Origin of the sequence: Oceanibacterium hippocampi (assembly GCF_900172325.1) — a bacterium.
Taxonomy (GTDB): Bacteria; Pseudomonadota; Alphaproteobacteria; order Sneathiellales; family Sneathiellaceae; genus Oceanibacterium; species Oceanibacterium hippocampi.
Genome location: NZ_FWFR01000002.1, coordinates 101,787 through 127,029 on the forward strand (window position 1 = coordinate 101,787; position 25,243 = coordinate 127,029).

24 protein-coding genes and 1 tRNA gene are annotated in these 25,243 nt (G+C 66.7%); 13 read left to right on the forward strand and 12 right to left on the reverse strand.

Annotated features, from left to right (window positions below; translation table 11 throughout):
- The first annotated feature begins 6 nt into the window (after nucleotides 1-6).
- From OCH7691_RS11490 to OCH7691_RS11525, 8 genes are all read left to right on the forward strand, one after another.
- Entirely contained in the window at nucleotides 7-2,232 is a 2,226-nt protein-coding gene (locus tag OCH7691_RS11490) for a sensor histidine kinase NtrY-like (protein ID WP_139839665.1), read from the forward strand.
- Nucleotides 2,222-3,613, forward strand: coding sequence for a nitrogen assimilation response regulator NtrX (ntrX, locus tag OCH7691_RS11495; RefSeq protein ID WP_085883693.1), 1,392 nt, complete (start codon nucleotides 2,222-2,224; stop codon nucleotides 3,611-3,613). The genes OCH7691_RS11490 and ntrX overlap by 11 nt, the downstream gene beginning before the upstream one ends.
- 45 nt (nucleotides 3,614-3,658) lie before the next feature.
- The gene (gene trkA / locus OCH7691_RS11500; RefSeq protein ID WP_085883694.1) at nucleotides 3,659-5,035 is read left to right on the forward strand and encodes a Trk system potassium transporter TrkA; all 1,377 of its coding nucleotides are present in this window, start codon (nucleotides 3,659-3,661) and stop codon (nucleotides 5,033-5,035) included.
- Nucleotides 5,036-5,045: 10 nt separating this feature from the next.
- The gene (locus OCH7691_RS11505; protein WP_085883695.1) at nucleotides 5,046-6,518 is read left to right on the forward strand and encodes a TrkH family potassium uptake protein; all 1,473 of its coding nucleotides are present in this window, start codon (nucleotides 5,046-5,048) and stop codon (nucleotides 6,516-6,518) included.
- Nucleotides 6,519-6,531: 13 nt separating this feature from the next.
- Nucleotides 6,532-7,398, forward strand: coding sequence for a D-amino-acid transaminase (locus tag OCH7691_RS11510; protein ID WP_085883696.1), 867 nt, complete (start codon nucleotides 6,532-6,534; stop codon nucleotides 7,396-7,398).
- A 182-nt stretch (nucleotides 7,399-7,580) separates the two neighbouring features.
- On the forward strand, nucleotides 7,581-7,844 hold the full coding sequence (gene hfq / locus OCH7691_RS11515) for an RNA chaperone Hfq (protein WP_085883697.1): 264 nt from the start codon (nucleotides 7,581-7,583) through the stop codon (nucleotides 7,842-7,844).
- Between the two features lie 88 nt (nucleotides 7,845-7,932).
- Nucleotides 7,933-9,189, forward strand: a complete 1,257-nt coding sequence (gene hflX, locus OCH7691_RS11520; protein WP_085883698.1) for a GTPase HflX — start codon at nucleotides 7,933-7,935, stop codon at nucleotides 9,187-9,189.
- Between the two features lie 42 nt (nucleotides 9,190-9,231).
- A complete protein-coding gene (locus OCH7691_RS11525) occupies nucleotides 9,232-10,038 on the forward strand; it encodes an inositol monophosphatase family protein (RefSeq protein WP_085883699.1) in 807 nt (268 codons plus the stop codon).
- 24 nt (nucleotides 10,039-10,062) lie between these two features.
- Here the strand turns inward: OCH7691_RS11525 and mazG are convergent, their stop codons facing one another.
- Both mazG and OCH7691_RS11535 read right to left on the reverse strand, forming a co-directional pair.
- Nucleotides 10,063-10,887 (reverse strand): nucleoside triphosphate pyrophosphohydrolase, encoded by an 825-nt coding sequence (gene mazG / locus OCH7691_RS11530; RefSeq protein ID WP_085883700.1) that lies wholly within the window; start codon nucleotides 10,885-10,887, stop codon nucleotides 10,063-10,065.
- A 56-nt stretch (nucleotides 10,888-10,943) separates the two neighbouring features.
- Nucleotides 10,944-11,726 carry a nucleotidyltransferase domain-containing protein gene (locus tag OCH7691_RS11535; RefSeq protein ID WP_370853118.1) on the reverse strand — a complete coding sequence of 261 codons (783 nt, stop codon included), beginning with the start codon at nucleotides 11,724-11,726 and terminating at the stop codon, nucleotides 10,944-10,946.
- A 281-nt stretch (nucleotides 11,727-12,007) separates the two neighbouring features.
- Between OCH7691_RS11535 and OCH7691_RS11540 the strand changes: the two genes are divergently transcribed.
- The gene (locus tag OCH7691_RS11540) at nucleotides 12,008-12,754 is read left to right on the forward strand and encodes an SDR family oxidoreductase (protein WP_085883701.1); all 747 of its coding nucleotides are present in this window, start codon (nucleotides 12,008-12,010) and stop codon (nucleotides 12,752-12,754) included.
- A 241-nt stretch (nucleotides 12,755-12,995) separates the two neighbouring features.
- A complete protein-coding gene (locus OCH7691_RS11545; protein ID WP_085884437.1) occupies nucleotides 12,996-13,478 on the forward strand; it encodes a PACE efflux transporter in 483 nt (160 codons plus the stop codon).
- On the opposite strand, the gene OCH7691_RS11550 is transcribed toward OCH7691_RS11545, so the two are convergent.
- The 7 genes from OCH7691_RS11550 to OCH7691_RS11580 all read right to left on the reverse strand — a co-directional run bounded on the left by OCH7691_RS11550 (nucleotide 13,475) and on the right by OCH7691_RS11580 (nucleotide 20,057).
- Nucleotides 13,475-14,242, reverse strand: coding sequence for an MBL fold metallo-hydrolase (locus OCH7691_RS11550; RefSeq protein WP_085883702.1), 768 nt, complete (start codon nucleotides 14,240-14,242; stop codon nucleotides 13,475-13,477). The two genes, OCH7691_RS11545 and OCH7691_RS11550, sit on opposite strands and share 4 nt — an antisense overlap.
- Nucleotides 14,239-15,021, reverse strand: a complete 783-nt coding sequence (locus tag OCH7691_RS11555) for a TatD family hydrolase (protein ID WP_085883703.1) — start codon at nucleotides 15,019-15,021, stop codon at nucleotides 14,239-14,241. The genes OCH7691_RS11550 and OCH7691_RS11555 overlap by 4 nt, the downstream gene beginning before the upstream one ends.
- A gap of 13 nt (nucleotides 15,022-15,034) precedes the next feature.
- The gene (locus OCH7691_RS11560) at nucleotides 15,035-16,168 is read right to left on the reverse strand and encodes a DNA polymerase III subunit delta' (RefSeq protein ID WP_085883704.1); all 1,134 of its coding nucleotides are present in this window, start codon (nucleotides 16,166-16,168) and stop codon (nucleotides 15,035-15,037) included.
- Nucleotides 16,165-16,797 (reverse strand): dTMP kinase, encoded by a 633-nt coding sequence (gene tmk / locus OCH7691_RS11565; protein ID WP_085883705.1) that lies wholly within the window; start codon nucleotides 16,795-16,797, stop codon nucleotides 16,165-16,167. Before tmk ends, OCH7691_RS11560 begins: the two co-directional genes overlap by 4 nt.
- Before the next feature lie 19 nt (nucleotides 16,798-16,816).
- Nucleotides 16,817-17,968 (reverse strand): D-alanyl-D-alanine carboxypeptidase family protein, encoded by a 1,152-nt coding sequence (locus OCH7691_RS11570; RefSeq protein ID WP_085883706.1) that lies wholly within the window; start codon nucleotides 17,966-17,968, stop codon nucleotides 16,817-16,819.
- Between the two features lie 84 nt (nucleotides 17,969-18,052).
- On the reverse strand, nucleotides 18,053-19,039 hold the full coding sequence (locus OCH7691_RS11575) for a septal ring lytic transglycosylase RlpA family protein (RefSeq protein WP_085883707.1): 987 nt from the start codon (nucleotides 19,037-19,039) through the stop codon (nucleotides 18,053-18,055).
- A 43-nt stretch (nucleotides 19,040-19,082) separates the two neighbouring features.
- Nucleotides 19,083-20,057, reverse strand: coding sequence for a lytic murein transglycosylase (locus OCH7691_RS11580; protein ID WP_085883708.1), 975 nt, complete (start codon nucleotides 20,055-20,057; stop codon nucleotides 19,083-19,085).
- Between the two features lie 89 nt (nucleotides 20,058-20,146).
- Here OCH7691_RS11580 and OCH7691_RS11585 point away from each other — a divergent pair, with 89 nt between their 5' ends.
- Nucleotides 20,147-20,530 carry a rhodanese-like domain-containing protein gene (locus OCH7691_RS11585; RefSeq protein ID WP_085883709.1) on the forward strand — a complete coding sequence of 128 codons (384 nt, stop codon included), beginning with the start codon at nucleotides 20,147-20,149 and terminating at the stop codon, nucleotides 20,528-20,530.
- A 21-nt stretch (nucleotides 20,531-20,551) separates the two neighbouring features.
- On the opposite strand, the gene OCH7691_RS11590 is transcribed toward OCH7691_RS11585, so the two are convergent.
- From OCH7691_RS11590 to OCH7691_RS11600, 3 genes are all read right to left on the reverse strand, one after another.
- Nucleotides 20,552-20,881 (reverse strand): hypothetical protein, encoded by a 330-nt coding sequence (locus OCH7691_RS11590; RefSeq protein ID WP_085883710.1) that lies wholly within the window; start codon nucleotides 20,879-20,881, stop codon nucleotides 20,552-20,554.
- Between the two features lie 45 nt (nucleotides 20,882-20,926).
- Nucleotides 20,927-22,768, reverse strand: a complete 1,842-nt coding sequence (ftsH, locus tag OCH7691_RS11595; RefSeq protein ID WP_085883711.1) for an ATP-dependent zinc metalloprotease FtsH — start codon at nucleotides 22,766-22,768, stop codon at nucleotides 20,927-20,929.
- 76 nt (nucleotides 22,769-22,844) lie between these two features.
- Nucleotides 22,845-23,669 carry a universal stress protein gene (locus OCH7691_RS11600; RefSeq protein ID WP_085883712.1) on the reverse strand — a complete coding sequence of 275 codons (825 nt, stop codon included), beginning with the start codon at nucleotides 23,667-23,669 and terminating at the stop codon, nucleotides 22,845-22,847.
- A 295-nt stretch (nucleotides 23,670-23,964) separates the two neighbouring features.
- On the opposite strand from OCH7691_RS11600, the gene OCH7691_RS11605 reads away from it, so the two are divergent.
- Together OCH7691_RS11605 and OCH7691_RS11610 are read left to right on the forward strand one after the other, a co-directional pair.
- Nucleotides 23,965-24,054: transfer RNA gene (locus OCH7691_RS11605), tRNA-Ser, on the forward strand.
- A gap of 176 nt (nucleotides 24,055-24,230) precedes the next feature.
- A complete protein-coding gene (locus OCH7691_RS11610; protein WP_085883713.1) occupies nucleotides 24,231-25,202 on the forward strand; it encodes a PIN domain-containing protein in 972 nt (323 codons plus the stop codon).
- The last annotated feature ends 41 nt before the right edge of the window (nucleotides 25,203-25,243 follow it).

Genomic DNA, 25,243 nt, shown 5'->3' on the forward strand with positions numbered 1-25,243 from the left:
TTCAGCTTGCGGCTTGTCGCATGGGCGGAGCGGATCGGCCTGGCCCGTGGCCTCGGCCTCGGTCTCGGCATCGCCACCTTCCTGAGCGTGATGGCGACCTCGGCCGCGCTGTCCAACGAACTGCCATTCTCGGTCGACACCTGGGTGATCCGGGTTCTGCTGGTGCTCGACCTGGCGCTGCTGCTGCTGCTCGCCGCCCTGATCGCCCGGCGGCTGGTGACGATCTGGGCCGAGCGCCGGCGCGGCATCGCCGGTTCGCGCCTGCATACCCGCCTGATCAAGCTGTTCTCGATCGTCGCCGTGGCGCCGGCGATCCTGGTTGCGATCTTCACCGCGGTCTATTTCAACCTGGTGGTCGAGCAATGGTTCTCGGACCGGGTGAATACCGCCGTACGCTCCTCGGTGGCGGTCGCGGAAGCCTATATCCAGGAGCATATCCAGAGCATCCGCGCCGACGTGCTGGCGATGGCGGCCGACCTCAACCGGGCGGCGCCGAGCCTGGCCCAGCGGCGTAACCGCTTCGACCAGGTGATGGGCGCCCAGGCCTCGCTCCGGAACCTGAGCGAGGCGGTGGTCATCGACCGCCAGCAGAATGTCATCGCCCGCTCGCCGCTCTCCTTCGTGATGGAGGTCGAGCGGGTGCCGCCGGCCGCCCTGACCGAAGCCGACGACGGCGACGTGGTGATCCTGACCTCGGAGGACGACGACCGGGTCCGCGCGCTGGTCCGCCTCGACCGTTTCATCGACGCCTATCTCTATGTCGGCCGGTTCATCGAGCCGCGCGTGCTCAACCATGTCGAATCGACGCGCCGCGCGGTGCGGGAATACGAGCGCCTGCAGAGCGAGAGCGTCGGCATCGTCATACCGTTCGTGCTGATCTTCATCGTCGTCTCGCTGCTCGTGGTGCTGGTCGCGATCTGGTTCGGCATGACGCTGGCGACCCAGCTCGTGCGGCCGATCATCGGCCTGGTCGACGCCGCCGAGGCGGTGCGCCGCGGCGAACTGGAGGCGCGGGTCCCAGAAACCCGGACCGGCGACGAGATGGCGCTGCTGGCACGCACCTTCAACCGGATGATCGACCAGCTTCGCCGCCAGCGGAACGCGCTGGTGACCGCGAACAACCAGATTGACGAGCGCCGCCGCTTCACCGAGGCGGTGCTGTCGGGCGTGACCGCCGGCGTGCTCGGCCTCGACCCGGACGGCGGGATCGAACTGATCAACCGTTCCGCCGTGCGGCTGCTCGCGCGTGGCGGCGACGAGTTGGTCGGGCACGGCTTCCAGGCGGCCCTGCCGGAAATGGCCGAGCTGCTCAAGCTCGCCGGAGACCGTCACCGGCGCTACACCCAGGACCAGATCACGATCGTCATCAACGGCTCGGCCCGCAATCTGCTTGTCCGGGTCGCCGCCCAGCGCGACGGCGAGAAGATCAAGGGCTACGTGGTCACCTTCGACGACGTGACCGAGCTGGTCTCGGCCCAGCGCATGGCGGCCTGGGGCGATGTCGCCCGGCGCATCGCGCACGAGATCAAGAACCCGCTGACCCCGATCCAGTTGTCCGCCGAGCGGCTGCGGCGCCGCTACCTGAAGGAGATCGAGTCCGATCCGGCGGTCTTCGCCCAGTGCATCGAGACGATCATCCGCCATGTCGGCGACATCGGCCGCATGGTCGACGAATTCTCATCCTTCGCCCGCATGCCCGCGCCGGTCTTCAAGGCCGAGGATGTCGGCCAGATCCTTCGCCAGACGGTGCTGCTGCAACGGATCGCCCGGCCCGACATCGAATTCCGCGAAACCCTGCCGGGCGAGCCGCTGGTCGCCAATTGCGACGGCCGTCAGCTCTCGCAGGTCCTGACCAACCTGCTGCAGAATGCCGTCGATGCGATCGACGAGCGCCAGGAAGGCGACAGCGGGGCGCCGCCGGGCGAGGTCGAGCTTTCGCTGTTCCGCGACCGCGAGGTGATCGCGATCGAGGTCGCCGACAACGGCTGCGGCCTGCCGGTCGACGAGCGCGAGCGGCTGACCGAGCCCTATGTGACCAAGAAGGAGAAGGGGACCGGCCTCGGTCTCGCGATCGTCAAGAAAATCATGGAAGAACATGGCGGGGACATCAGCCTGAAGGACCGGGACGGCACCGGCGCGGTGGTGCGCCTCGCACTGCCGGTCCCGAAGGCCGAAGACGGCAACGAAAGCGGCAATCAGCAAGACGAGAAACAGACGGCTTATGGCGCGTGACATTCTGATAGTCGATGACGAGGCGGATATCCGCGAGATCATCGCCGGCATCCTGAGCGACGAAGGCTACGAATGCCGAATGGCGGCGAACAGCGATGCCGCGCTGGCGGAAATTCGCAACCGCAAGCCGTCGCTGCTGATCCTCGATATCTGGCTGCGCGGCAGCGCGCTCGACGGCATGGAAATCCTGGAGGCGGTGCAGCGCGACGTCCCCGACCTGCCGGTGATCATGATCTCCGGGCACGGCAACATCGAGACCGCGGTGACCGCGATCAAGAGGGGCGCCTACGATTTCATCGAGAAGCCGTTCAAGACCGAGCGCCTGCTGGTCCTCGTCGAGCGCGCGATCGAGGCCGCCCGGCTGCGCCGCGAGAACATGGAACTGCGCCTGCACGGCAATATCGACACCGACCTGCTCGGCGACAGCAGCGCCATGACCCAGGTGCAGAACGGGATCGACAAGGTCGCCCGAACCGGCAGCCGGGTTCTGATCACCGGCCCGGCCGGCGCCGGCAAGGAGGTGGCGGCGCGCCGCATCCATGCCCGTTCGGCCCGGGGCAGCGGCCCGTTCATGGTCGTCAGTGCCGCCAACATGGCGCCGGAACGGATGGAAATGGAGCTGTTCGGGATCGAGGACGACAGTCCCTGGGCCGGGCAGGGGCCGCGCATCGGGATCTTCGAACGCGCTCATGGCGGCACGCTGTTCGTCGATGAGGTGGTCGACATGCCGCTCGAGACGCAAAGCAAGATACTCCGGGTCCTGCTCGACCAGACCTTCATGCGGGTCGGCGGCAGCCAGGCGGTGAAGGTCGATGTCCGGGTGATCTCGGCCTCGTCGAAGGATCTCGGCGCGGCGATCCAGGAGGGCCGCTTCCGCGAGGACCTCTACCACCGGCTCAATGTCGTGCCGATCCGCATTCCGCCGCTCAAGGAGCGCAAGGAGGACATCCCGGCGCTGGCCCGCCATTTCCTGGCCCGCTTCGCCGAGAGTTCCGGCCTGCCGGCGCGCGATATCAGCGAGGACACCATCGCCGCGCTCCGCGCCTATGACTGGCCGGGCAACGTGCGCCAGCTGAAGAACCTGATGGAGCGGCTGCTGATCATGGCACCGGGCCCGGCGCAGCAGCCGATCACGGCCGACATGCTGCCGCCCGAGGTGGGCACGGTGACGCCGGCCATCCTCCGCACCGAGGGCAGCCAGGAGATCATGACGCTGCCGTTGCGCGAGGCCCGCGAGAAGTTCGAACGGGAATATCTCAAGGCCCAGATCAACCGGTTCAGCGGCAATATCTCGCGCACGGCCTCGTTCGTCGGCATGGAGCGTTCGGCGCTTCACCGCAAGCTGAAGCTGCTCGGCATCAGCAACAACGGCCGGCAATAGGCTCCGGCGCCCCGGGGCGGGCGCGAACATGGGAGAGAATGCGCGATGCAAGTGATCATCTGCGGGGCCGGCCAGGTCGGCTTCAGCATCGCCAGGGAACTGGTCACCGAAGGCAACGACGTCACCGTCATCGACCAGGACCCGCAACTGGTCCGGACGATCAACGATTCCCTCGACGCCAAGGGCCTGGTCGGTTCGGGCTCGCACCCGGACGTGCTGGAACGGGCCGGCGCAGCGGATGCCGACATGATCATCGCGGTGACCTACGGCGACGAGACCAACATGGTCGCCTGCCAGGTCGCCCACTCCCTGTTCAACGTGCCGATCAAGGTCGCCCGCATCCGGGCCCAGCCCTATCTGCTGCCGGTGTGGGCGAACCTGTTCAGCCGCGACCACCTGCCGATCGACGTCATCATTTCGCCGGAGATCGAGGTCGCGCACACGATCAACCGGCAGATCCAGGTGCCGGGCGCCTTCGACATCATTCCCTTCGCCGAGGACCGGATCCGCGTCGTCGGGGTCCGCCTCGACGACAACTGCCCGATCATCAACACGCCGCTCAGGCAGCTGACCGAGCTGTTTCCGGATCTCGCGATCGTGGTCATCGGCATCTACCGGAACGAGAAGATGATCGTGCCGGCGGGCGAGGACCAGATGTTCCCCGGCGACGAGGTCTATTTCGCGGTCGACACCAAGCATCTGAACCGCGCCATGCCGCTGTTCGGTCACGAGGAGCCGGAGGCCCGGCGGATCGTCATCATCGGCGGCGGCAATGTCGGCCTGTTCCTCGCCAGCAAGATCGAACAGGAACATCCGTCGATAAAGATCCGTATCATCGAGGCACGCCGCGAACGGGCCGAGGAGATCGCCGACCAGCTTTCGCGTACCGTCGTGCTGCACGGCGACGCGCTCGACACCGATTTGCTGGAGGAGGCCAACATCAAGGCCGCCGAGACCGTGGTCGCGCTGACCAACGACGACGAGGTCAACATCCTCTCCTCGCTGCTCGCCAAGCGGCTCGGCGCGCGCACCGCGATCACGCTCGTCAACAAGGCGGTCTACCAGCCGCTGATGGGATCGCTCGGCATCGACGTGGTGGTCAATCCGCGGGCGACGACGGTCTCGTCGATCCTGCAGTATGTCCGGCGCGGCCGCATCCGCGGGTTGCGCAGCCTGCGCGACGGCAGCGCCGAGGTGATCGAGGCGGAGGCGCTGGAAACCTCGACCGTGGTCGGCAAGCCGCTGCGCGATATCGCGCTGCCGCGCGGCATCATCATCGGCGGCATCGTCCGCGACGACGTGGTCATCATCCCGCGCGGCGATACGAAGATCGCGCCGAAGGACCGGGTCATCATCTTCGCGCTCCGCGAGCAGGTGAAGAAAGTCGAGGAAATGTTCGCCGTCCGCCTCGAATTCTTCTGAGGCCGGCAGCGTGAGCTTCCGCTCGACATTGGCCGTTCTCGGCTGGATCCTGGCGCTGTTCGCGGTGGCGATTGCCTTGCCCGTGCCGATCGCGCTGGCCGAGGGCAACGGCGTGCTGGCGACGACCTTTCTCGCCTCCGGCATGCTGACATTGTTCATCGGCGTGGCGATGATCATGGCCACCCGCGACCAGGAAATCGAGCTGCTGCGGCGGGAGGGCTTCCTGATCGTCGCGCTCGCCTGGACCGTGCTGCCGATCTTCGGCGCGCTGCCGTTCTATTTCGGCATCGGGCTCGATCCGACGGACGCCTATTTCGAGGCGCTCTCCGGGCTGACGACCAACGGCGCGACGATCGTCCCGAGCGTCGAGGCGCTGCCCAAGAGCCTGATCTTCTGGCGGGCGCTGATGCAGGGCATCGGCGGCTTCGGCACCGCGGTCTTCGCGATCGTGTTCGCGGCGATGCTGGGCCTCGGCGAGCAGTCCGGCCGGCTCCCGCATCTCTCGCGCAACCGCCACGACGGGGTCGGACGGCGGATCGGCAACGCGGCGGAGAGCCTGGGCATCACCTTCGCGACCCTGATCGGGATTTGTGCGCTGATGCTGTGGCTGGTCGGGATCCCGGCCTTCGATGCGGTGGCGCATGCCTTCAGCGCGGTCTCCACCGGCGGCTTTTCCAGCCGCGATCTCTCGGTCTCGGCCTTCGACAATCCCCGGGCGGAGGCCGTGCTGATCGTCTTCATGCTGGCCGGCGGCATGAACGTGCTGCTGCACTGGGGCCTGATGCGCGGCCGGATAGGGCCCTACTTCCGCGATCGCGAACTGCGGCTCTACCTGCTGGTCGCCGGGCTCGGCGCCGGCGTTGCCGCGGCGGCGATCGCCACGTCCGGGCTCTACAGCGTGCCGGAAGGACTGCGCTTCGGCATCTTCGCCGCCGTCTCCGCCCTGACCACGACCGGGTTCGTGGCCGAGGATCCGGACCTGATCGTCGGGCACTGGCCGGAGGTGGTGCCGGTGACGCTCTTCATCCTCATGGTGATCGGCGGCACCACCGGTTCGAGCGCCGGCGGCATCCGCATCGCCCGCTTCAACCTGCTGATCCTGCAGGCCTCGAAGGAGCTCGCGCGACTGAGCTTCCCGCACAGCGTGCGCCGGCTCAGCGTCGCCGGAACCCTGGTGGACGAGGGTGTCACCCAGGCCGCCTGGGGCTATTTCTTCTTCTATGTCGTGTCGCTGGCGGCCGTCGGCCTGTTCCTCACCGCCAACGGCCTCGATTTCCGCCTCGCCATGGCCTCGGCCGCTTCCAGCCTGTCATCGGCAGGGCCGTTGAAGGCGACCCTCGCGGGGGCTTCCGGACACGGCATCTTGCACTATGCCGACTATCCTGATACGGCCAAATGGGCGCTGGCATTCGCGATGCTGATCGGGCGCCTCGAGTTCTTTGCCCTCCTCTCGTTGCTCAATCCCGCCTTCTGGCGGCGCTGAAGGAAATTTCGCGATGTCCCGTATCGCCTATGTCAATGGCCGCTACGTCCCCCACGCCGAGGCGGTCGTGCATATCGAGGATCGCGGCTACCAGTTCGCCGACGGGGTCTACGAGGTGATCGCCGTCGCCGGTGGCCGGCTGATCGACGAGATCGGCCACCTCGAACGCCTCGACCGCTCGCTGCGCGAACTGCGCATCTCGCCGCCGATGGCCTATCGCTCGCTGGCGCTGGTGATCCGCGAGACCCTGCGCCGCAACCGGGTCCGCGACGGCATCGTCTACCTGCAGATCACGCGCGGCGTTTCGCGCCGCGATCATCCGTTCCCGGATGGCGTGCGCCCGGCCCTGGTGCTGACCGCGAAGTCGGTCAACTTTGCCGCCGTTGCCGCCAGGGCGGAGAAGGGGGTGCGGGTGATCACGGTCGAGGATATCCGATGGGCCCGTCGCGACATCAAGTCGATCTCGCTGCTGCCGAACGTGCTCGCCAAGCAGGATGCGCGCGAGGCCGGTGCCTACGAGGCTTTCCAGGTCGACGGCGAGGGCCTGGTGACCGAGGGCAGCTCGACCAACGCCTGGATCATCGACACCGACGGCCGCCTGGTGACGCGCGATCTCGGCACCGCGATCCTGCCCGGCATCACCCGGCAGTCGGTTATCGATATCGCCCGGCAGAACGGCTATACGATCGTCGAGCGCGCCTTCACGGTCGAAGAACTGAAATCGGCGCGCGAGGTGTTCCTGACCTCGACCACTTCCTTCGTCATGCCGGTGGTACAGGTCGACGACAAGGTGATCGGCAACGGTCAGCCCGGGTCGCTCAGCACTGCGCTGCTCGCCGCCTATCGGGACTACATGGACGAGGTCGGGCACGCGGCCTGAACCGCCGCGGAATTAGTCTCGGGGCAGGGAGGCGAATACCCCTTGCCCCTGCCGGTTCGCCTACCCATCTTGTTGGGAACGGAACGGGGACCTTCGTTGTTGTCGGTGAGATTTCCGGCACATTGTTCCGTGCAACCACTGATTGCCCAAAGAGACTGAACAAGAAAATGCGGGGCCGCAAAATGTCTGGCGAAAAATCGCAGAACGTACAGGACGTGTTTCTCAATCACGTCCGCAAGAACAAGATGCCGGTGACGGTGTTTCTCGTGAACGGGGTCAAGCTGCAAGGCGTGATCAGCTGGTTCGACAATTTCTGTGTCCTCCTGCGCCGTGACGCGCATGTGCAGCTCGTCTACAAGCACGCGATCTCGACCGTGATGCCGGCCCAGCCGGTGCAGCTGTTCGATCCGAATCAGGACGCAGCGGCAGCGGCCGACGGCGAATAGGATATCGTGACAATCTGTCAGGTGGTCTTTGGACTCGTTTCACGACCGTAGCATTCCGGTGCGGCGCGCCCTCGTACTCCATCCCGACATGGTCGGGCGGGAAGAGGGAGCTCGGGCGCCGGAATCCTGCCTGCAGGAAGCGGTCGGCCTGGCCGCGGCCATCGATCTGGTCGTTGCCCACGCGGAGGTGGTTCGCCTCGGCAAGCCGCGCCCGGCGACGCTGTTCGGCACCGGTAAGGTCGACGCCTTCACGCCGATCATCGAGCACCACGAGATCGAGGTCGTCATCGTCGACGGTCCGGTCAGCCCGGTCCAGCAGCGCAACCTGGAGCGCGCCTGGAAAGCCAAGGTGATCGACCGGACCGGTCTGATCCTTGAAATCTTCGGCGAGCGCGCCAGGACCCGGGAAGGCCGGTTGCAGGTCGAGCTTGCCCATCTGAGCTACCAGCGGACACGGCTGGTCCGTTCATGGACCCATCTGGAGCGGCAGCGGGGCGGCCTGGGCTTCATCGGCGGCCCGGGTGAATCGCAGCTAGAAATCGACCGCCGGCTGATCGACGAGCGGATCACCAAGATCCGCAAGCTGCTGACCGCGGTCGTGCGGACCCGTGAACTGCATCGCGCCAAGCGCCGCCGGGTGCCCTATCCGATCGTCGCCCTGGTCGGCTACACCAATGCCGGCAAGTCGACGCTGTTCAACCGGCTGACGCAGGCGAACGTGTTTGCCGAAGACCTGCTGTTCGCGACCCTCGATCCGACCATGCGCGCCCTCAAGCTGCCGAGCGGCCGGCGTATCATCCTGTCCGACACGGTCGGGTTCGTATCGAACCTGCCGACCCAGCTCGTCGCCGCCTTCCGCGCGACCCTCGAAGAGGTGTTGGAGGCCGATCTCATCGTCCATGTCCGCGATATCGCGGATGTGGAAAGCGCCGCCCAGGCGGCCGATGTCGAGACCGTTCTCGGCCAGCTCGGGGTCAACGAGGAATCGCTGACGTCGATGATCGAGGTACTGAACAAGATCGACCTGCTGCCGGACGACGAGCGCGAGGCGCTGGGCGGCCGAACCGGGCGGGACGACAACCGGGTCGCCGTCTCGGCGCTCGACGGCAGCGGCGTCGATGCCCTGCTCGAGACCCTGGACGGCCGGCTCTCCAGCGAACACCAGGTCGTCGACCTCGCCATCGGGTCGGCCGACGGCGCGCTGATCGCCTGGATCTACCGCAATGGCTCGGTGCTCGAACGTCGCGACGACGACGGCACGATCCATCTCAAGGTCGCCTTCGATCCGGTCGATCTCGCGCGCTTCGAGAAGCGCCGCGCCGACGCCGGCCTCGTCCCGGCCTGAACGGCCCGGCCGAGCCCCGCCCGTAGTCGAGGAAACCTCGAAATGTCCATCGATCACGACGCCGTCGCCCGCGTCATCCGGGAGATCGCGGGTACGGTGATCATGCCGCGCTTCCGCCGTCTTGCGTCGCACGAGGTTTCGGAGAAGACGCCCGGCGATCCGGTCACCGTCGCCGACCTGGAAGCCGAGACAATGCTGACCGACCGGCTGTTGCGGCTGAAGCCCGGATCGATCGTGATCGGCGAGGAGGGCGTTCATGCCGACCCGGCGCTACTCGAATCGCTGGAAAGCGAGCCTGCGGTCTGGCTGGTCGATCCGATCGACGGCACGCTCAACTTCGCCGCCGGCTTGCCGCTGTTCTGCGTCATGGTCGCCTACCTGGAGCACGGCGTGACCCGGGCCGCCTGGATCCACGACCCGGTACGGGACATCACGGCGATCGCCGTGGACGGCCAGGGCACGAAACTGGACGGCGAGACGATCCGGCTCGACGCCCATGGCGATCTTGGCCGCTACGCGGGCTGCCTGCATCTTCGCGGCGACGCCGGGCTGATGCGCGCGGCGGCCGGCAACTGGAGCCACATGGGGCCGCTGCTGGTGCTGCATTGCGCCGGCCAGGAATATCTCGCGATGCTGTCCGGCCGCCTGAACTTCGCGTTTTATCACAACGCCAACCCCTGGGATCAGCTGCCCGGCCTGCTGATCCACCGGGAAGCGGGCGGGCACGCGGGCCAGCTCGACGGCAGCGCTTATGGCCTCCGCGCCGAAACCCGGACGGCGCCGCTGCTGGTCGCGCCGAGCCTGTCCTGCTGGCAGGATATCCGGCGGACCCTGTTCGAGCTCGACTGACGCCCCGTCGCGGGCGGCCCGCGATCAGGCCCGTTCCGCCGCCTTGACCGCGTTCCAGAGCGCGTCCATCTCGTCGAGATCGCTTTCGCCCGGCGTGCGGCCGCGCGCCCTGAGCCGTTCCTCGACGCCTCGGAAGCGGCGCTCGAACTTCCGGTTTGCTTGCCTCAGAACCTCTTCTGGCTCGACCTTGATGTGACGGGCGAGGTTGGCAACGACGAACAGGAGGTCGCCGTATTCCTCGGCGATGTCGTTCCTTTCGCCGCCTTCCATGGCTGCTTCGAGCTCGTCCAGTTCCTCGCGGATCTTGGCGATCACCGGTTTCGCGTCCGGCCAGTCGAAGCCGACCCGTCCGGCCCGGTTCTGCAGCTTCACCGCACGGGTCAGGCCGGGCAGGGTGCGGGACACGCCGTCGAGCGCCGAGGGTTCCCGGCCTTCGGCACCGGCCTTGGCGGCGCGTTCGCGGGCCTTCTGTTCCTCCCAGGCGACGGTCTGGGCGGAGGCGCTGGCGATATCGCCGTCGCCGAAGACATGAGGATGGCGGGCGATCATCTTGTCGGAGATCGCCGCGGCGACCGCGTCGAAGTCGAAATCGCCGTTCTCGGACGCCATCTGGGCATAGAAGACAACCTGGAACAGCAGATCGCCGAGTTCGTCCCGCAAGGCCGCCATGTCGCCGTCGGCAATGGCCTCGGCGACCTCGTAGGCTTCCTCGATCGTGTGCGGAGCGATGGTGTGGAAATCCTGTTCCAGGTCCCACGGACAGCCGCCGTCCGGATCGCGGAGCCGGGCCATGATCGCAAGCAGGCGGTGGATGGGCGAGGGATCGGAGATCGGGCGCTGTTCGGTCATGGCCGGATTATGCGGAGGCCGCGCGGCGCTGGCAACGGCGGCGCGCAGGCGCTCCCTCAACCCACGGTCAGCAGCGGCAGCAACAGCTCAGGGAACCCGGGCGTTGTCGGCCGCGGCGGCTGGTCGTTCCGCAGGTCCAGATAGAGCCGCGTGGCTTGGTTCAGCGCCTTCGCGACCGATTCCCGGTCATGTCGGGCGACCAGCGGGCGCAGTGCCGCCGTCGCCGGGCCGTCATCCTCGATCCTGCGAACGCCCCGTTGCGGGCGGCCGGCGCGGCGATGCAGCATCGGGCCCAGAACCTGCTCGGAAATGAAGCCGAGCATCCCGATCGCCTCGAAGAGTTCGCCGCGCTGCAGTTTCACCGCGCCGTAGTGCAGCCAGGTCCAGATTCGTGCCTCGAACCATTCGGGGGAACGGTCGGGCCATTCGATCGACGCCCTGCCGAGAGTTGCCGCGATTCCGTCCGGATTCTCCGCCCACAGGACGGTCGGGCGCTCGACGAGGTGGTCCAGATCGGACAGGCAGACAAATTTCAGGTCAACATGCAGGAGTTCGGGCCCGTAGAGGCAGATGAGCAGGCGGGGTTCCCCCACATGCTCTCCGGTGAAGGCGGAAATCAGCGCGCCGATCCCGTCGGCGAAGGTCCGCCGTCCGGCCATGACAGCCTCGTGATGCTCGTGTCGGACGACGAGAACGAGATCGAGATCGGAGTGGACGTCGAAACCGCCATGGACCAGCGATCCGCCCGCGAGCAGGGCCTCGAAGCGGCCGTCGCGGCGCAGCGTCGCGATGAGGTTTTCCAGGAATGTCGCATGCAAGGGGGGAAGCGTGCCGGTCATGTCGGTCATGGTCTTGCCGGAGAAAGGAGCGCCGCAGGCTATCGCAAATCGGTTCCAGTGCAAGGCACCAGGTTTCCGGCGGGCGTGCTCGCAGACAGCGCATCAGCTTTCCGGCGCGCGACCAGGATCAAGAAGGGGGCGGTCCGATCGTCATGTCCAATTATCGCATAAGAAATATTATGTAAAATATTGGAAATGGCCCCCCGGACACAGAAGCTTTCCGAAAGGCGCCCGCACAAGGCGCGCGACAGGCCCCGATCGCTTGATCTAACCTCGACTTCATGTCCAAGCGCATCCTCATCACGGGCGCCAGCCGCGGCATCGGCCGCGCGGTCGCCCTGCTCGCCGGTCACCGCCGCTGGTCGGTCGCCGTCAATTACCGCGACAACCGGACGGCCGCCGAGCAGACCGTCAACGCCGTGCGGGCCGCCGGCGGCACCGCGATCGCCGTTCGTGGCGACGTTTCCAGCGAAGCCGATGTCATCGCCATGTTCGATGCCGCGACGGACGCCTTCGGCGGTCTCGACGGCGTCGTGAACAATGCCGGCGTCGTGGCGCCCGCGTCGCCGCTCGCCGACATGACACTCGAGCGGTTGCGCCGGATCTTCGACATCAACGTGCTCGGCGCCTACCTCGTCGCCCGCGAGGCCGCGCGGCGGATGAGCCTCGCCAGCGGCGGTCAAGGCGGCGCCATCGTTAACCTTTCCTCCGCCGCGGCACGGCTCGGTTCGCCCAACGAGTATGTCGATTATGCCGGTGCCAAGGCCGCCATCGACACCATGACCATCGGGCTTGCCAAGGAACTCGGGCCGGCCGGGATCCGCGTTAACGCGATCCGGCCCGGACTGATAGAAACCGAGATCCATGCCAGCGGCGGCGCGCCCGACCGTGCCGAGCGTCTCGGCAAGATGACGCCGATGGGACGCGCCGGTACGGCCGAGGAAGCGGCCGAGGCCGTTATCTGGTTGCTCGACGATCGATCCTCCTACGTGACCGGTGCCCTGCTCGACGTTTCAGGCGGCCGATGAGGCCTTTTCGTTTCTAAATCAAACTATCAGAGAAATAGCATAAAATATTGATATTAAGGTAATATTGAAGTTTTTTAGACTTGCGATCCGCCGGTTTCGGCCACGCCGCGAAAGACCTGTGCCCGACGAGAGCACCCTTGTCCCGAAAGGCCGCGCAACCATATAGCCGGGCAAGCGAGGACGACCTCCCCCGTTACGGGTCTGATTCTGTCGGGACGACCCGATGACCGAGGGGAGCACCATGCGCACCACGCCAGACCGCATCCGCCACGCCATCAGCTTCGAGATCATCGGTCTCGTCATTGTCACGCCGCTCGGCGCCTCAGCCTTCGACACGCCGCTGGACGTCATCGGCGTCGTCGCGATCGTCAGCGCGAGTATCGCGACGGCCTGGAACTATCTCTACAACCTGCTGTTCGACCACGCCATGCTGCGGCTCGTCGGAAGCCTCCGCAAGACGATCCCGATCCGGGTGCTGCACGCCGTACTGTTCGAGGGCGGACTGCTCATCGTCCTGATGCCGTTCATCGCCTGGTATCTCGGCGTCTCGTGGCTGGACGCACTGCTGGTCGACGTCTCTTTCGCGGCCTTCTACCTGCTCTACGCCTTTGTCTTCAACTGGGCCTACGACGTCGTGTTCCCGCTGCCGCCCCGGAATTCGGAAAGCGGTCCGGACGATCACGGTTACGGCGACCGGCAATCCGCCGACCGGGCCGGCTCCTAGAATTCGATCACCATGCCATCGTAGGCCGGTTCGACGCCGGCCGGGAGTTCCGCCTTCAGGGTCGCGTAGTCGAGATCGACATGCATGTTGGTGATGATGGCGCGGGCCGGCCCGACGCGTTCGATCCAGCGGAGCGCGGTCTCGATATTCGCATGCGTCGAATGGGGTCGGTAACGCATGCCGTCGACCATCCAGGTCGAGACCCCCTCGAGCGCTTCGAACGCCTCGTCCGAAAGCCCGACGACATCGTTCGAATAGGCGAAGTCGCCGATCCGGAAGCCGTGGCTCGGGATGGTCCCGTGATCCTGTTCGATCGGGATGAAGCGGATGTCGCCAACCGTGAACGGCCCGTCGATGACATGGGCGTCGATGATCGGCGGGTACCAGCTCCCTTCCGGCTGCACGAAGCAATAGTCGAAGCGCCGCGACAGCACGTCGATGGTGCGCGCGTCGCTCCAGGCGCGGAGCCGCGACTGCTGGCGCAGTGCGAGCACGCGCAGTTCGTCGATGCCATGCGCCTGGTCGGCATGCTCATGCGTCCAGACGACCCCGTCGAGCCGGTCGACCCCGGCGTCGAGAAGCTGTTCGCGGAGATCGGGCGAGGTATCGATCAGCACCCGCGTGCCGTCATCGCCGTCGACCAGTATCGAGCAGCGCCGACGCCGGTTCTTCGGCTCGTTCGGATCGCAGGCGCCCCAGTCGTTGCCGATCCGCGGTACGCCGCCCGAGGTGCCGCAGCCAAGCACGGTCACACGCATCGTCATTCGCCTCCCTGGCAACGCCTGAAGAGGCGGAAGAAATTCGTCGTCGTCGCATCCGCGACCTGCTCGACCGTGACGCCCTGCAGCGCCGCGACGGCGGCCGCGGTATGGGCCACGAAGGCCGGCTCGTTGGTCTTGCCGCGATGGGGCACGGGCGCGAGATACGGGCTGTCGGTCTCGATCAGCAGTCGGTCGAGCGGGAGCGTCCGGACGGTCGCCTGCAAATCCTTCGCGCCCTTGAAGGTGACGATCCCGGACAACGAGATATAGAATCCCATTTCAATAGATTTTTCAGCGAGTTCGGGTCCAGAACTGAAGCAGTGTATCAGTCCCGGACAGGGGCCGTCCCGCTGCTCTTCCTGGAGGATGCGGATGGTATCCTTGTCGGCATCGCGGCTATGGACGATCAGTGGCAGGCCGCTTTCCCGGGCGGCGCGGATGTGCAGGCGGAACGATTCCTGCTGGGCGGCGCGCGGGCTGTGCTCGTAGAAATAGTCGAGCCCGGTCTCGCCGATCCCGACGACCTTCGGATGGCGTGCGAGTTCGAGCAGATGCTCGACGCTCGACGGCGCCTCCTCGCCCGCCTCGTGCGGATGGACGCCGACCGAGCAGTAGATGTTGTCGAACCGTTCGGCGATCGCCCGCACGCCTGCGAACTGGCTGAGCTTGGTCGAGATCGTCACCATGTGGCTGACCCCGGCGTTGCGCGCCCGCGCGACGACGCCCGGCAGATCGTCGATCAGGCCCGGATAATCGAGATGGCAATGGCTGTCGACGTACATGGATCTTTCCGGTTCAGGCTGGGCGAAGGGTGGCGGAAATGCCAAGGAGGATATTGAGGATCGCGTTCCGTCGATCAAGACTCAGCCGGTCGCCGCGCGCCAGGAAGGCGGCGTCCTCGGTCCAGCGGTCGAGCCAGCGGCCATGATCGGCGACCGCGAGGAAGCGCCCGGCGACGGCGGCTTCCCCGGGGACGATGTCGGGCACGGTCCCGTTCGACGCGGCGGCCCGGATCATCCGGCCGAACCAGCCGTCCATCAGGTCGACGAGCAGGTTGAACTGGGTCTCGGCATCCTTGCCGGTGGCCCGGGCGGCGAGCTTGAAGGCCGCCTCCTCCCGCCCGCGCGAGAGCGCGTCGAAGGTCGCCACGAGTTCGCGATAGAGACCGAGGCCGCCGGCACCGGCAAGGCTGAGCGCGCGGCCCGGGCTGCCCTCGCCGAGGCCGGCAAGGGCACGGCGTTCGTCGGCCCCGAGATCGGGCTGCAGTTCGGCCAGCAGCGCCTCGACGGTGGCGTCGGGCAGTTCCTGCAGGGCGAGCCTGCGACAGCGCGAGACGATCGTCGGCAGGAGCCGGCCCGGCTGGTGCGAGACGAGCAGGAAGAGCGAATGTGCCGGCGGCTCCTCGAGGATCTTCAGGAGCGCGTTGGCGGCGTTCTCGTTCATGTCGTCGATACTGTCGACGACGACGACCCGCCAGCGCCCCTCGGCCGGGGTCTGGCCGAAATAGGGCGCGAGCTTGCGGACATCGCCCACCCGGATGGCCGTGAAGTGGCGCTTCTTGTCGAAATCCCATTCCCGGCGGAGCGTGACCAGCCCACCATGACCGCCGGCGGCGGCCCGCCGGAAGACCGGATTGTCGGCCGCGACCGCGAGGGTCGTCGGGGCGGCCGCCTCGCCGAACAGCGCGCCCCCCTGCCCGGCATCCTCGGCCAGCACGAAGCGCGCGGCGCGATAGGCGAGCGTCGCCTTGCCGATCCCGCGCGAACCGGCGATCAGCCAGGCATGCGGCAGGCGGCCGCTCGCCCAGGCGGCGAGGAATGCCGCTTCCGCCGCCTCGTGGCCGAGCAATGCCGGGTTGGCGCGTGGATGGAGAAAGCCTTCCAGGCGGTTCGATTCCGGGACTTCGGCTTCTTCGAGAACGCGGCTCACCGGAACAGCCTCCCGGCCACGGCCTCGACGGCACGGGCGGCGACCTCAGCTTCCGGCTGCCCGGCATCGAGGACCACGCAGCGCTCCGGCTCGCGCCGCGCGATATCGAGGAAGCCGTCCCTGAGCCGGGCATGGAAGGCAATGTCCATGCGCTCGTAGCGGTCTTCCGCCCCGCCCCGCCGGCCGGCCCGGGCAAGGCCCGCCTCGGGCGCGATGTCGAAGATCAGGGTCAGGTCGGGCCGCCCGCTGGCGCCGACGACCCACTCCTCCAGGGCCTCGATCGGCGCCCGGCCGAGCTCGTGGCCGTAGCCCTGGTAGGCCATGGTGGAATCGGCGAAACGGTCGCACAGCACCCATTGCCCGGCGTCGAGCGCCGGCAGGATCTTGCGGGCCAGATGCTCGGCCCGCGCCGCGTAATGGAGCAGGGCTTCCGCCGGCGGCGTCCAGCGCCCGGTCTCGCCGGTGACGAGCAGCGCGCGGATCGCGTCGGCGCCCGGCGCGCCGCCCGGTTCGCGGGTTTCCACGACGTCGATGTCGCGGCCCCGGAGCCAGCTCGCCAGGCGCCGGGACTGGGTCGACTTGCCGGCGCCTTCGCCGCCCTCGAGGGTAATGAACCTGCCGCGTTTCATGGCCCGCTTCTAGCGCGGCCTAGAGCCCGGCGCTACCCCAGATGATGCTCTTCACGGCACTCGTCAGACGGCCGACGAGGCCGAGCTGCTCGACATCGGCGGCGGCCAGCAGCGGCCGCTCGATCTGGCCGATGCCCGGCGCCGAGACGACCAGGGTCGCGACTTGCGCCCCCCTGGCGATCGGTGCCGGTACCGGTGCGTCGTAAACCACCTTCACGGTCATGTCGCGGCGATCGTCGCGCGACAGGGTGACCACCAGCGGTTCCTCGAGGACGAGCGGCACGGTCTCGGCGGTGCCGAGCCAGACGGCCGCGTCCTCGACCGTTTCGCCTGCCTCGAAGAGTTCGTAATTGTCGAAGTTACGGAATGCCCAGTCGATCAGGCGCTCCGATTCAGCCGAGCGCTGCTTGACGCTGTCGAGGCCGTTCAGGACCAGCGTGACGCGCCGGCCGTTCTGCGTCGCCGAGGCGACGAGGCCGTAGCCCGATTCCTCGGTGTGGCCGGTCTTCAAGCCATCAGCGCCGATACTCTTGTAGAGCAGCGGATTGCGGTTGCCCTGCTTGATCCCGCTGTAGGTGAACGAGGTCTCGCCGAAGATCTTGTAATATTGCGGGAACTTGTTGATCAGCAGGTGCGCGAGTTCGACCAGTTCGCGGGCGGTCATCCGGTGATCCGGATCGGGCCAGCCGGTGGCGTTCCGGAAGGTGCTCTTCTCCAGCCCGAGTTCCCGGGCGCGGTCGGTCATCGCCCGCGCGAAGGCCTCCTCGCTGCCGCTCAGGCCCTCGGCGACGACGATGCAGGCATCGTTGCCCGACTGCACGATGATCCCGTGCAGCAGGTCGCGGACCGATACCCGGCTGTTGACCTCGACGAACATCTTCGAGCCGCCCATGCGCCAGGCCTTCTCGCTGACCGGCAGGGTGTCGTCCAGCGACAGCGTGCCGTCGGCCAGCCGCTCGAAGACCATGTAGACGGTCATCAGCTTGCTCATCGAGGCGGGCGCCATCAGGCTGTCGGCGTCGCGTTCGAGCAATACCTGGCCGGTGGTCTCGTCGGTGACGATGGCATGCCGCGCCGCGGTCTCGAAGGCGGATGCAGGCAGCGCCGCCAGCGCGCAGAGCGCGCCCGCGATCAGCAATGCGCCGGCATGGCGGATTAATGTCGATCCCATAACCTCTCCCCAAAGCCTAGTCTTCGCTTCACCGCCGCCATGCTCGCCTGAGAATGGGTCCAAAATTGGGAGCGGCCGCGATTCTCAGTCGACGACGATGCGCGCCGACGGATAGCCGGCGCCGATGACGCGGACGAGCAGGCCGTCCGCCGCGTCGACACTGGCGACCGGGCCGATGCGGACCCGGTAGAAATCAACATCGTCGATCAGCACGTGCGTGACCTCGGTCCGGCCGAAACCGCCGAGCCTGATCCGCAGCCGTTCGGCGTTCTGGTAGTCGCTGAAGGCGCCGGCCTGGACATAGAGCGCGGTCGGATGGATCGGCATCACCGTGACCTGCTCGGCGACCGTCGCCCTGCCCTGCGGCGGCGTCGCCTCGATCGAGGCGACCTGCTGTTCGGCGGCCGGTTCGGGCAGCCTGCGAACCGGGGTCGACGGGGCGGTCGTGACCCCGCTCGGCGGTGCCAGCGTTTCCGAGGCGACATCGATGCGTGGCGCCGCGGCGACCGCCTTGCGCTCGACCTCGGGCGTCACCGGTTTCGCGATCACCGTCCCGCCGTCACCGCCATCGCGGACCAGCTGCACCCGGACCCGGGCCGTGCCCTGGCGCTCGAAATCGAGCAGTTGCGCGGTCCGCCGCGAGACGTCGATGATGCGACCGGCGACGAACGGCCCGCGATCGTTCACCGTGACGACCAGCGAACGGCCATTCTCGAGATTGGTCACCCGCACCTTGGTCGGCATCGGCAGCGTCTTGTGCGCGGCGGTCAGCGCGTTCATGTCGAAACTGTCGCCGTTCGCCGTGCGCAGGCCGTGGAAATCGTCGCCGTACCAGGAGGCGATGCCGGTCTCGTCATAGCTGGCATCGACCTTCGGATAGTACCAGACACCGTTAATCTGATAGGGCTTGCCGACCTTGTACTGCCCGCCGGACGGCGCGCTGGCGGTGGCTTCGCCGTCGTCGAAGACGTTCTTCGCGGCGTGGGTTGCCAGCTGGAACTCGGCGCAGCCGCCGAGGAGCAGCACGAAAGAAGCGGCGACGGCGACGGAGCCGAAACGATCAAAATACATTATCTTGTATCATTGCCCGGAATGGATACGAGGATATGGTAGTCTAGCGGTCGCCTATCGCGTCGGCAAGGTGGCCGACGGCCATCGCGAAATATGTCGAGCGGTTCCATTTCAGGATCGTCCGGTAATTGTCGTAGACGAGGAAGGCAGGGCCGCCCTCGCCCGCCGGCAGGACCACGGAGGCCGGCAGCTGGCGGGTCGGCAGGTCGCCACCGTCGGCCCGTCGCAGGCCAAGCGCCTGCCACTCGCCCAGCGGCTTGACGACCTTCAGGTCGGCGAGCGCGGGATCGAAGCCGGCCGGCAGGCGGACCGCCCTGCCCCAGGTCTGGTCGTCCTTCCACCCCGAGCGCCGGAGATAGTTGGCGGCCGAGCCGAAGACATCGAGCGGCGTCGTCCAGATGTCCTTGCGCCCGTCGCTATCCTCATCAACGGCGAAGTTGAGGAAGCTCGACGGCATGAACTGGCTCTGGCCCATCGCCCCGGCCCAGGAGCCGACCATCGCCTCGGGCGCGATATGGCCCTGTTCGAGAATGGTGAGCGCATTCAGGAGCTCACCCCGGAAATACTTGCTGCGCCGCCCGTCGTAGGCGAGCGTGGCGAGCGCCTGCACGACCTTGAAGCCGCCGGTGACACGGCCGAAATCGGTCTCGATGCCCCAGAGCGCGACGATGAAGCGGGGCTGCACCTGGTGCGCGCGGGCGACCGCTTCCAGCGCCGCGCGGTTCTCGGCCAGCTTCTCGCGGCCCTTGCGGATCCGCGCCTCGGGCACGACCCGTTCCATGTACTGCTGGAAGGTGAGCGTGAATTCGGGCTGCTTGCGGTCGAGTTCGACGACCCTCGGGATCGGCTCGATCCCGGCGAGCGCGGCGTCGAGCGTCGCCTCGGATATCCCCTTCTCGCGGGCTTCGGCGCGCAGGGCCTGGAGCCAGTCGGGAAAGGGCTCCGCGGCGGCTGCCGGAAAGGCGGCAACGGCGAAGAGCACGGCAAGGGCAAGCGAGCGGCGGCGGGTTGCGATCATCGTACCATCCTAGCGTCGTCCTTGCGCCTTGTGCCATAACAGGCGGGGCCAACGCAACGTCGGCGGAACGAACCTGACAGGAGCTGGGAATGATCAAGCGGGGCTTCAAGGCGCTGATCGCGGAAGCGAACGCGTCCATCGAAACGATTTCCGTGCAGGACGCCCTCGCCCTGCACGGTCGGCCCGACGTCGCCTTCGTCGATGTCCGCGAACAGATTGAGCGCCAGTCGGGCGGCACGATCGCCGGCGCCGTCTCCGCGCCGCGCGGATTCCTCGAGTTCATCGCCGACCCGGAAGGGCCGATGCACCGCCCGGAACTGTCGAGCGGCAAGCGGCTGGTCCTCTTCTGCGCCTCGGGCGGGCGTTCAACACTGGCCGTCAAGACCTTGACGGATATGGGAATCGATAACGTCTGCCACATCGCCGGCGGGTTCGCCGCCTGGCGCCAGGCGGGCGGCCCGACCGAGGTCTGAGGCGGTCGCCCGGCGGCGCCATCAGCACTCGGCTTCCTCGTTCACGTTCCGGCATTCGTTGAACTGGAAGAGTTCGAACTCGTCCGGCCGCATGGCATCGAAGGCGCGCGCGTCGCGGCAGTGAACCTTGACCATGACGAGCTGCTTGCCGTCGATCTCGCGTTCGACGACGTGGCTCAGATACTCGACGTCGCAATTCTCGGCGGCCATGACCTCCTCGGCCAGGTCGATCTCCCAGGTCGCCTGGGCCTGCGCCGCGATGATCCCGGCCCCGAGGCCGAGCGGCAGGCCGAGCGCCAGTGTCCTGAGCAGTCGTGTCCTGAGCAGTCGTGTCCTGAGCAGTCGTGTCATCGTCGGTCTCCTTCCTGAAGGGCGCCGGCGGATCCTGCCGGCCGGTCAGGCCGCGGTCGCCGGCGCCGGCTGTTCCAGCCGCGCCCGGAACGGTTCCAGGTCGTCGGCGGACAGCGTTTCCCGGGCGAGCAGCCGGGCGGCGGTTTCGTCCAGGACGGCCCGGTTCCGGCGCAGCACGGCGCGCGCGGTGGCCAGCGCGCCCTCGACCAGTTCGCGGACGGCGACGTCGATTTCCCGCGCCGTCGCCTCGCTGTAATGGCGGCTCGGGCCGACCATGCCCGGGACCGGGGTGAGGAACGGCGCTGCCTCGGATTCGTAGGCGGCATTGCCGAGCGTGCCGTTCATGCCGTAGCGCACGACCATGGCCCGGGCGATGTCGGTCGCCTTGACGAGATCGTCCGCGGCGCCGGTCGAGACATGGTCGAAGACGATTCCCTCGGCCGCCCGGCCGCCGAGCAGCACGGCCATCCGGGCCCGCAGTTCCTGCTCGCCCATCAGGTAGCGATCCTCGGTCGGCCGCTGGATCGTGTAGCCGAGCGCGCCGATGCCGCGCGGGATGATCGAGACCTTGTGCACCCGGTCGACCCCCGGCAGGGTGAGCGCGACCAGGGCATGGCCCATCTCGTGGTAGGCGACGACCCGGCGCTCGTCCTCGTTCAGCAGGCGGTTGCGCTTCTCGAGGCCGGCGATCAGGCGCTCGATGGCGGCGGTGAAATCCTCCATGGTGACGGCGGTGCCGCCGCGCCGGGTCGCGATCAGCGCCGCCTCGTTCACCAGGTTGGCGAGATCCGCCCCGGTGAAGCCGGGGGTAAGCGCGGCGAGCGCCGGGGGCGAGACGTCGTCGGCCAGCGTCACCTTGCGCAGATGGACCTCGAGGATCGCCTCGCGCCCGAGCTTGTCGGGCCGGTCGACGAGGATCTGCCGGTCGAAGCGGCCGGCCCTGAGCAGGGCCGCGTCGAGCACCTCGGGCCGGTTGGTCGCGGCCAGCAGGACGACGCCGCCGCTCGCGTCGAAGCCGTCGAGTTCGGCGAGCAGCTGGTTCAGCGTCTGTTCCTTCTCGTCATGGCCGCCCAGTCCCGGAAAGGCGCCGCGCGCCCGGCCGAGCGCGTCGAGCTCGTCGATGAAGATGATGCAGGGGGCCTGCTTGCGGGCCTGCTCGAACAGGTCGCGGACGCGGGCGGCGCCGACGCCGACGAACATCTCGACGAATTCCGAGCCGTTGATCGAGAAGAAGGCGACGCCCGCCTCGCCGGCGACCGCCCGGGCCAGCAGGGTCTTGCCGGTGCCCGGCGGGCCGATCAGCAGGATGCCCTTCGGCATGTGCGCGCCGAGCCGGCCGTAGCCCGCCGGATCGCGCAGGAAGTCGATGATTTCCTTGAGCTCGTCCTTGGCCTCGTCGACCCCGGCGACATCGTCGAAGCTGACCCTGATGTCGCGCTCGACATAGATCTTGGCCTTGCTCTTGCCGACGCTGAGCGCCCCGCCGAGCCCCTGGTTGCCGAGGACCCGGCGGAACAGGAAGAACCAGATGGCGAAGAAGACCACGATCGGCATCAGCCACGACAGCAGGTTGCCGAGCATGGTGTCCTCGGGGATCGAGGAATATTCGACGCCGTGCTTCGACAGCAGGTCGGCGAGCGCCGGGTCGACCCTGTTGACCGCGAACAGCGGGTGCTCGGCCGCCGCGCCGTCCTTCAGCCGGCCGCGGATGCGGTCGCCGCGGATATCGACCGTGGCGATCTCGTCGTTCTCCAGATGCGCGACGAAGCTGCTGTAGGGGATGTCGACGACCGGCTCGCGGCTTTGCTGGAACACGGCCTGCACCAGCAGGATCGCGATCCCGGCGAGCACGGCGTACCAGATGTGGGCCTGGGTTTTCTTGTCCATGGTTCGATCGGCGACGGACCCCGGTGACGCCTGCGTTGCCGCCGCGCCCGGGATCCGTCCTGCCGTGCGCCTCCGTTCAGCGAGACATGAAGACCGGCACGGTCATGTGGTGCAGCAGGTGCCGCGTGGCGCCGCCGAAGACCAGTTCGCGGGTCCGCGAGTGGCCGTAGGCGCCCATCACCAGCAGGTCGATGTTCTGGTCGGCCGCCTCGTTCAGGATGACGTTGCCGACCTCCATGTCCTGGGCGACCGCCTTGCGGACCTCGGCGCGAACGCCGTGCTGGGCGAGGTGCTGGCTGATGTCGGCCCCGGGCAGGTCGCCCTCGTCCTTCGAATTGACGGTCAGCACGACGACCCGTTCGGCCTTCTGCAGGATCGGCAGCGCGTCATGGACGGCGCGGCTCGATTCCGCGGTCGGCCGCCAGGCGACGAGGACATTCCTGCCGATCGTCTCGCTCTTCCCCGCGTAGGGCACGGTGATGACCGGCCGGCGGCTCGAGAAGGCGACGTCGCCGGTCAGGTCGAAATCGACATAGCCGGTTTCCTGCGGCTCGCCCGCCTGGCCGAGAAAGACCAGGTCGGCATAGAGCGCATGGTCGGCAATCAGGTCGGCGAGCGGGCCCTCGCGGAGCCGCCATTCGGCCGAGACGCCGGCGCGCCGGGTCAGCTCCTCGAAATTCTTCTTGGCTTTCGCCGCCGCCTCCTCGCTGCGCTGGCGGACCATGTCCCAGATCTCCTGCGAGATCGGCACCGCCGCGTAGGTCGGCATCTGCACCGGCGTGATCACGAACAGGCCGACGACATGGGCGTCGTGGGCCTGCGCCAGGTTGGCCGCCATGTTGAGACGCTTGGCGAAAAACTTGTCGTTGTCGCAATGGACGAGGATGCTCTTGATGGTCATGTCGTTTCCTGTTCTTTGCCTGTTTCGTTGCGCCGCTGTTCGCGACGTCGCCTGGGGCGTTCTCGGAAACACTATGGCAATGCGTGCGGCGACCCGCCTTGATCGTGATCAAGGGCGATGACGACGCCGAAACTGCAACCGACAGCGCCCGGGGGGCGGGCGACCGGCGCCGGCGCGGTGGCCCGGGGGCAAACGTGAACGGGCCCGGGCCGGGACGCGGGGGAGCGCTGGACGGCCTTCCCTCATCCCGTTATATGGGGGCCGTTCGTCCGAATGTCGCGGCACCGGACAGGCGGGATGGGTGGCCGAGCGGTTGAAGGCACCGGTCTTGAAAACCGGCAGGCGTTAGCGCGTCTCGTGGGTTCGAATCCCACCCCATCCGCCATTTACCGTCATTTGCCGCCGACAGTTCTCTATTGGTCGAAATTGCGACCGATTACCGCCGACGACTGCCCCATCATTGAACAGCATAAGCGCCGACGATTGCCTAAACTGTCGATTCGATATCGCGCTCGAACTGTATGCAGTTACTATCGCGACAAGAGAGGGGATGATCGACGTATGAATCGACCGCGTATAACTTTCGACACTAATTGTTTCATCAACCTTTTCGACCGTGAAAGTCGCTCCGCGACATCAGTTTCTGAAATTGAGAAGCTCGTCTGCTATGCGTTTGACGGAAAAGCAGAAATCTCGGTCACGACCCGGCTGGAAACGGACCTCGAGCAGGACAAGAACGAGGAGCGCCGCAGCGCTTTTATCGCGATGCTCAAGATGTTTCCGGTTATTCCGTCCATCGGACGTTGGGACGTTTCCCGGTGGGATGAGGATTTTTTCGCTCACCAGACGTCGGGCCGTCTTAACGAAGAAATTCGGCAAATCCTCTCACCGGGCCTGACGCCGGATTCTTCCCGTTACAGCAACAAGATCAACGATATTGAACACTTGGCAGGACATGTGCTCGATAAGCGGGATATCTTCGTTACCGACGACAAGGGTATCCTACGGAAGCGTGATCAATTGGAGGGGCTAGGAATCATCGTGATGCGCCCCTCAGATTGTGTCGCTTATATCGATGAGATTGTCTTCCGATCAAAACCTCGTACCTTTCCCTCCGACGACATTCCACCGAATTATCACTCGCCTGCTCTGCATGGCTCGGTAACGTTTGACTACACGAACAATAACCACGTCTTCGCAATCGGCGAAGGAGAACACCTTTTCGAGACCAAGTGGACGAAGGCCAGCAATAACTCGATCCATGTCTATTCAGACAGTGGGAGCATCCAGGCTTTGGCTCTCGCAAAGGGAGTATTCTCAATCCCGGACATAAGAGATGCTGAAGTCTACGATTTTTCGTCGAGGGTACGTACTCCCCAAATTGGGGAAATAGTTGTTTGGCGCAACGTCAACGGGCTTTATGCCGCAACGCGGGGGTTGGCGATCACCGACGACACTCGCGGTGATACGACAAACAACCTGACGATCGACTATGTGATCCTAGGCGAAGGCGGGCGTGACTTTTCGGCCTAGTTTTTGAGTAGGTGAATCATACATTAACAGTTTCCGCCCAC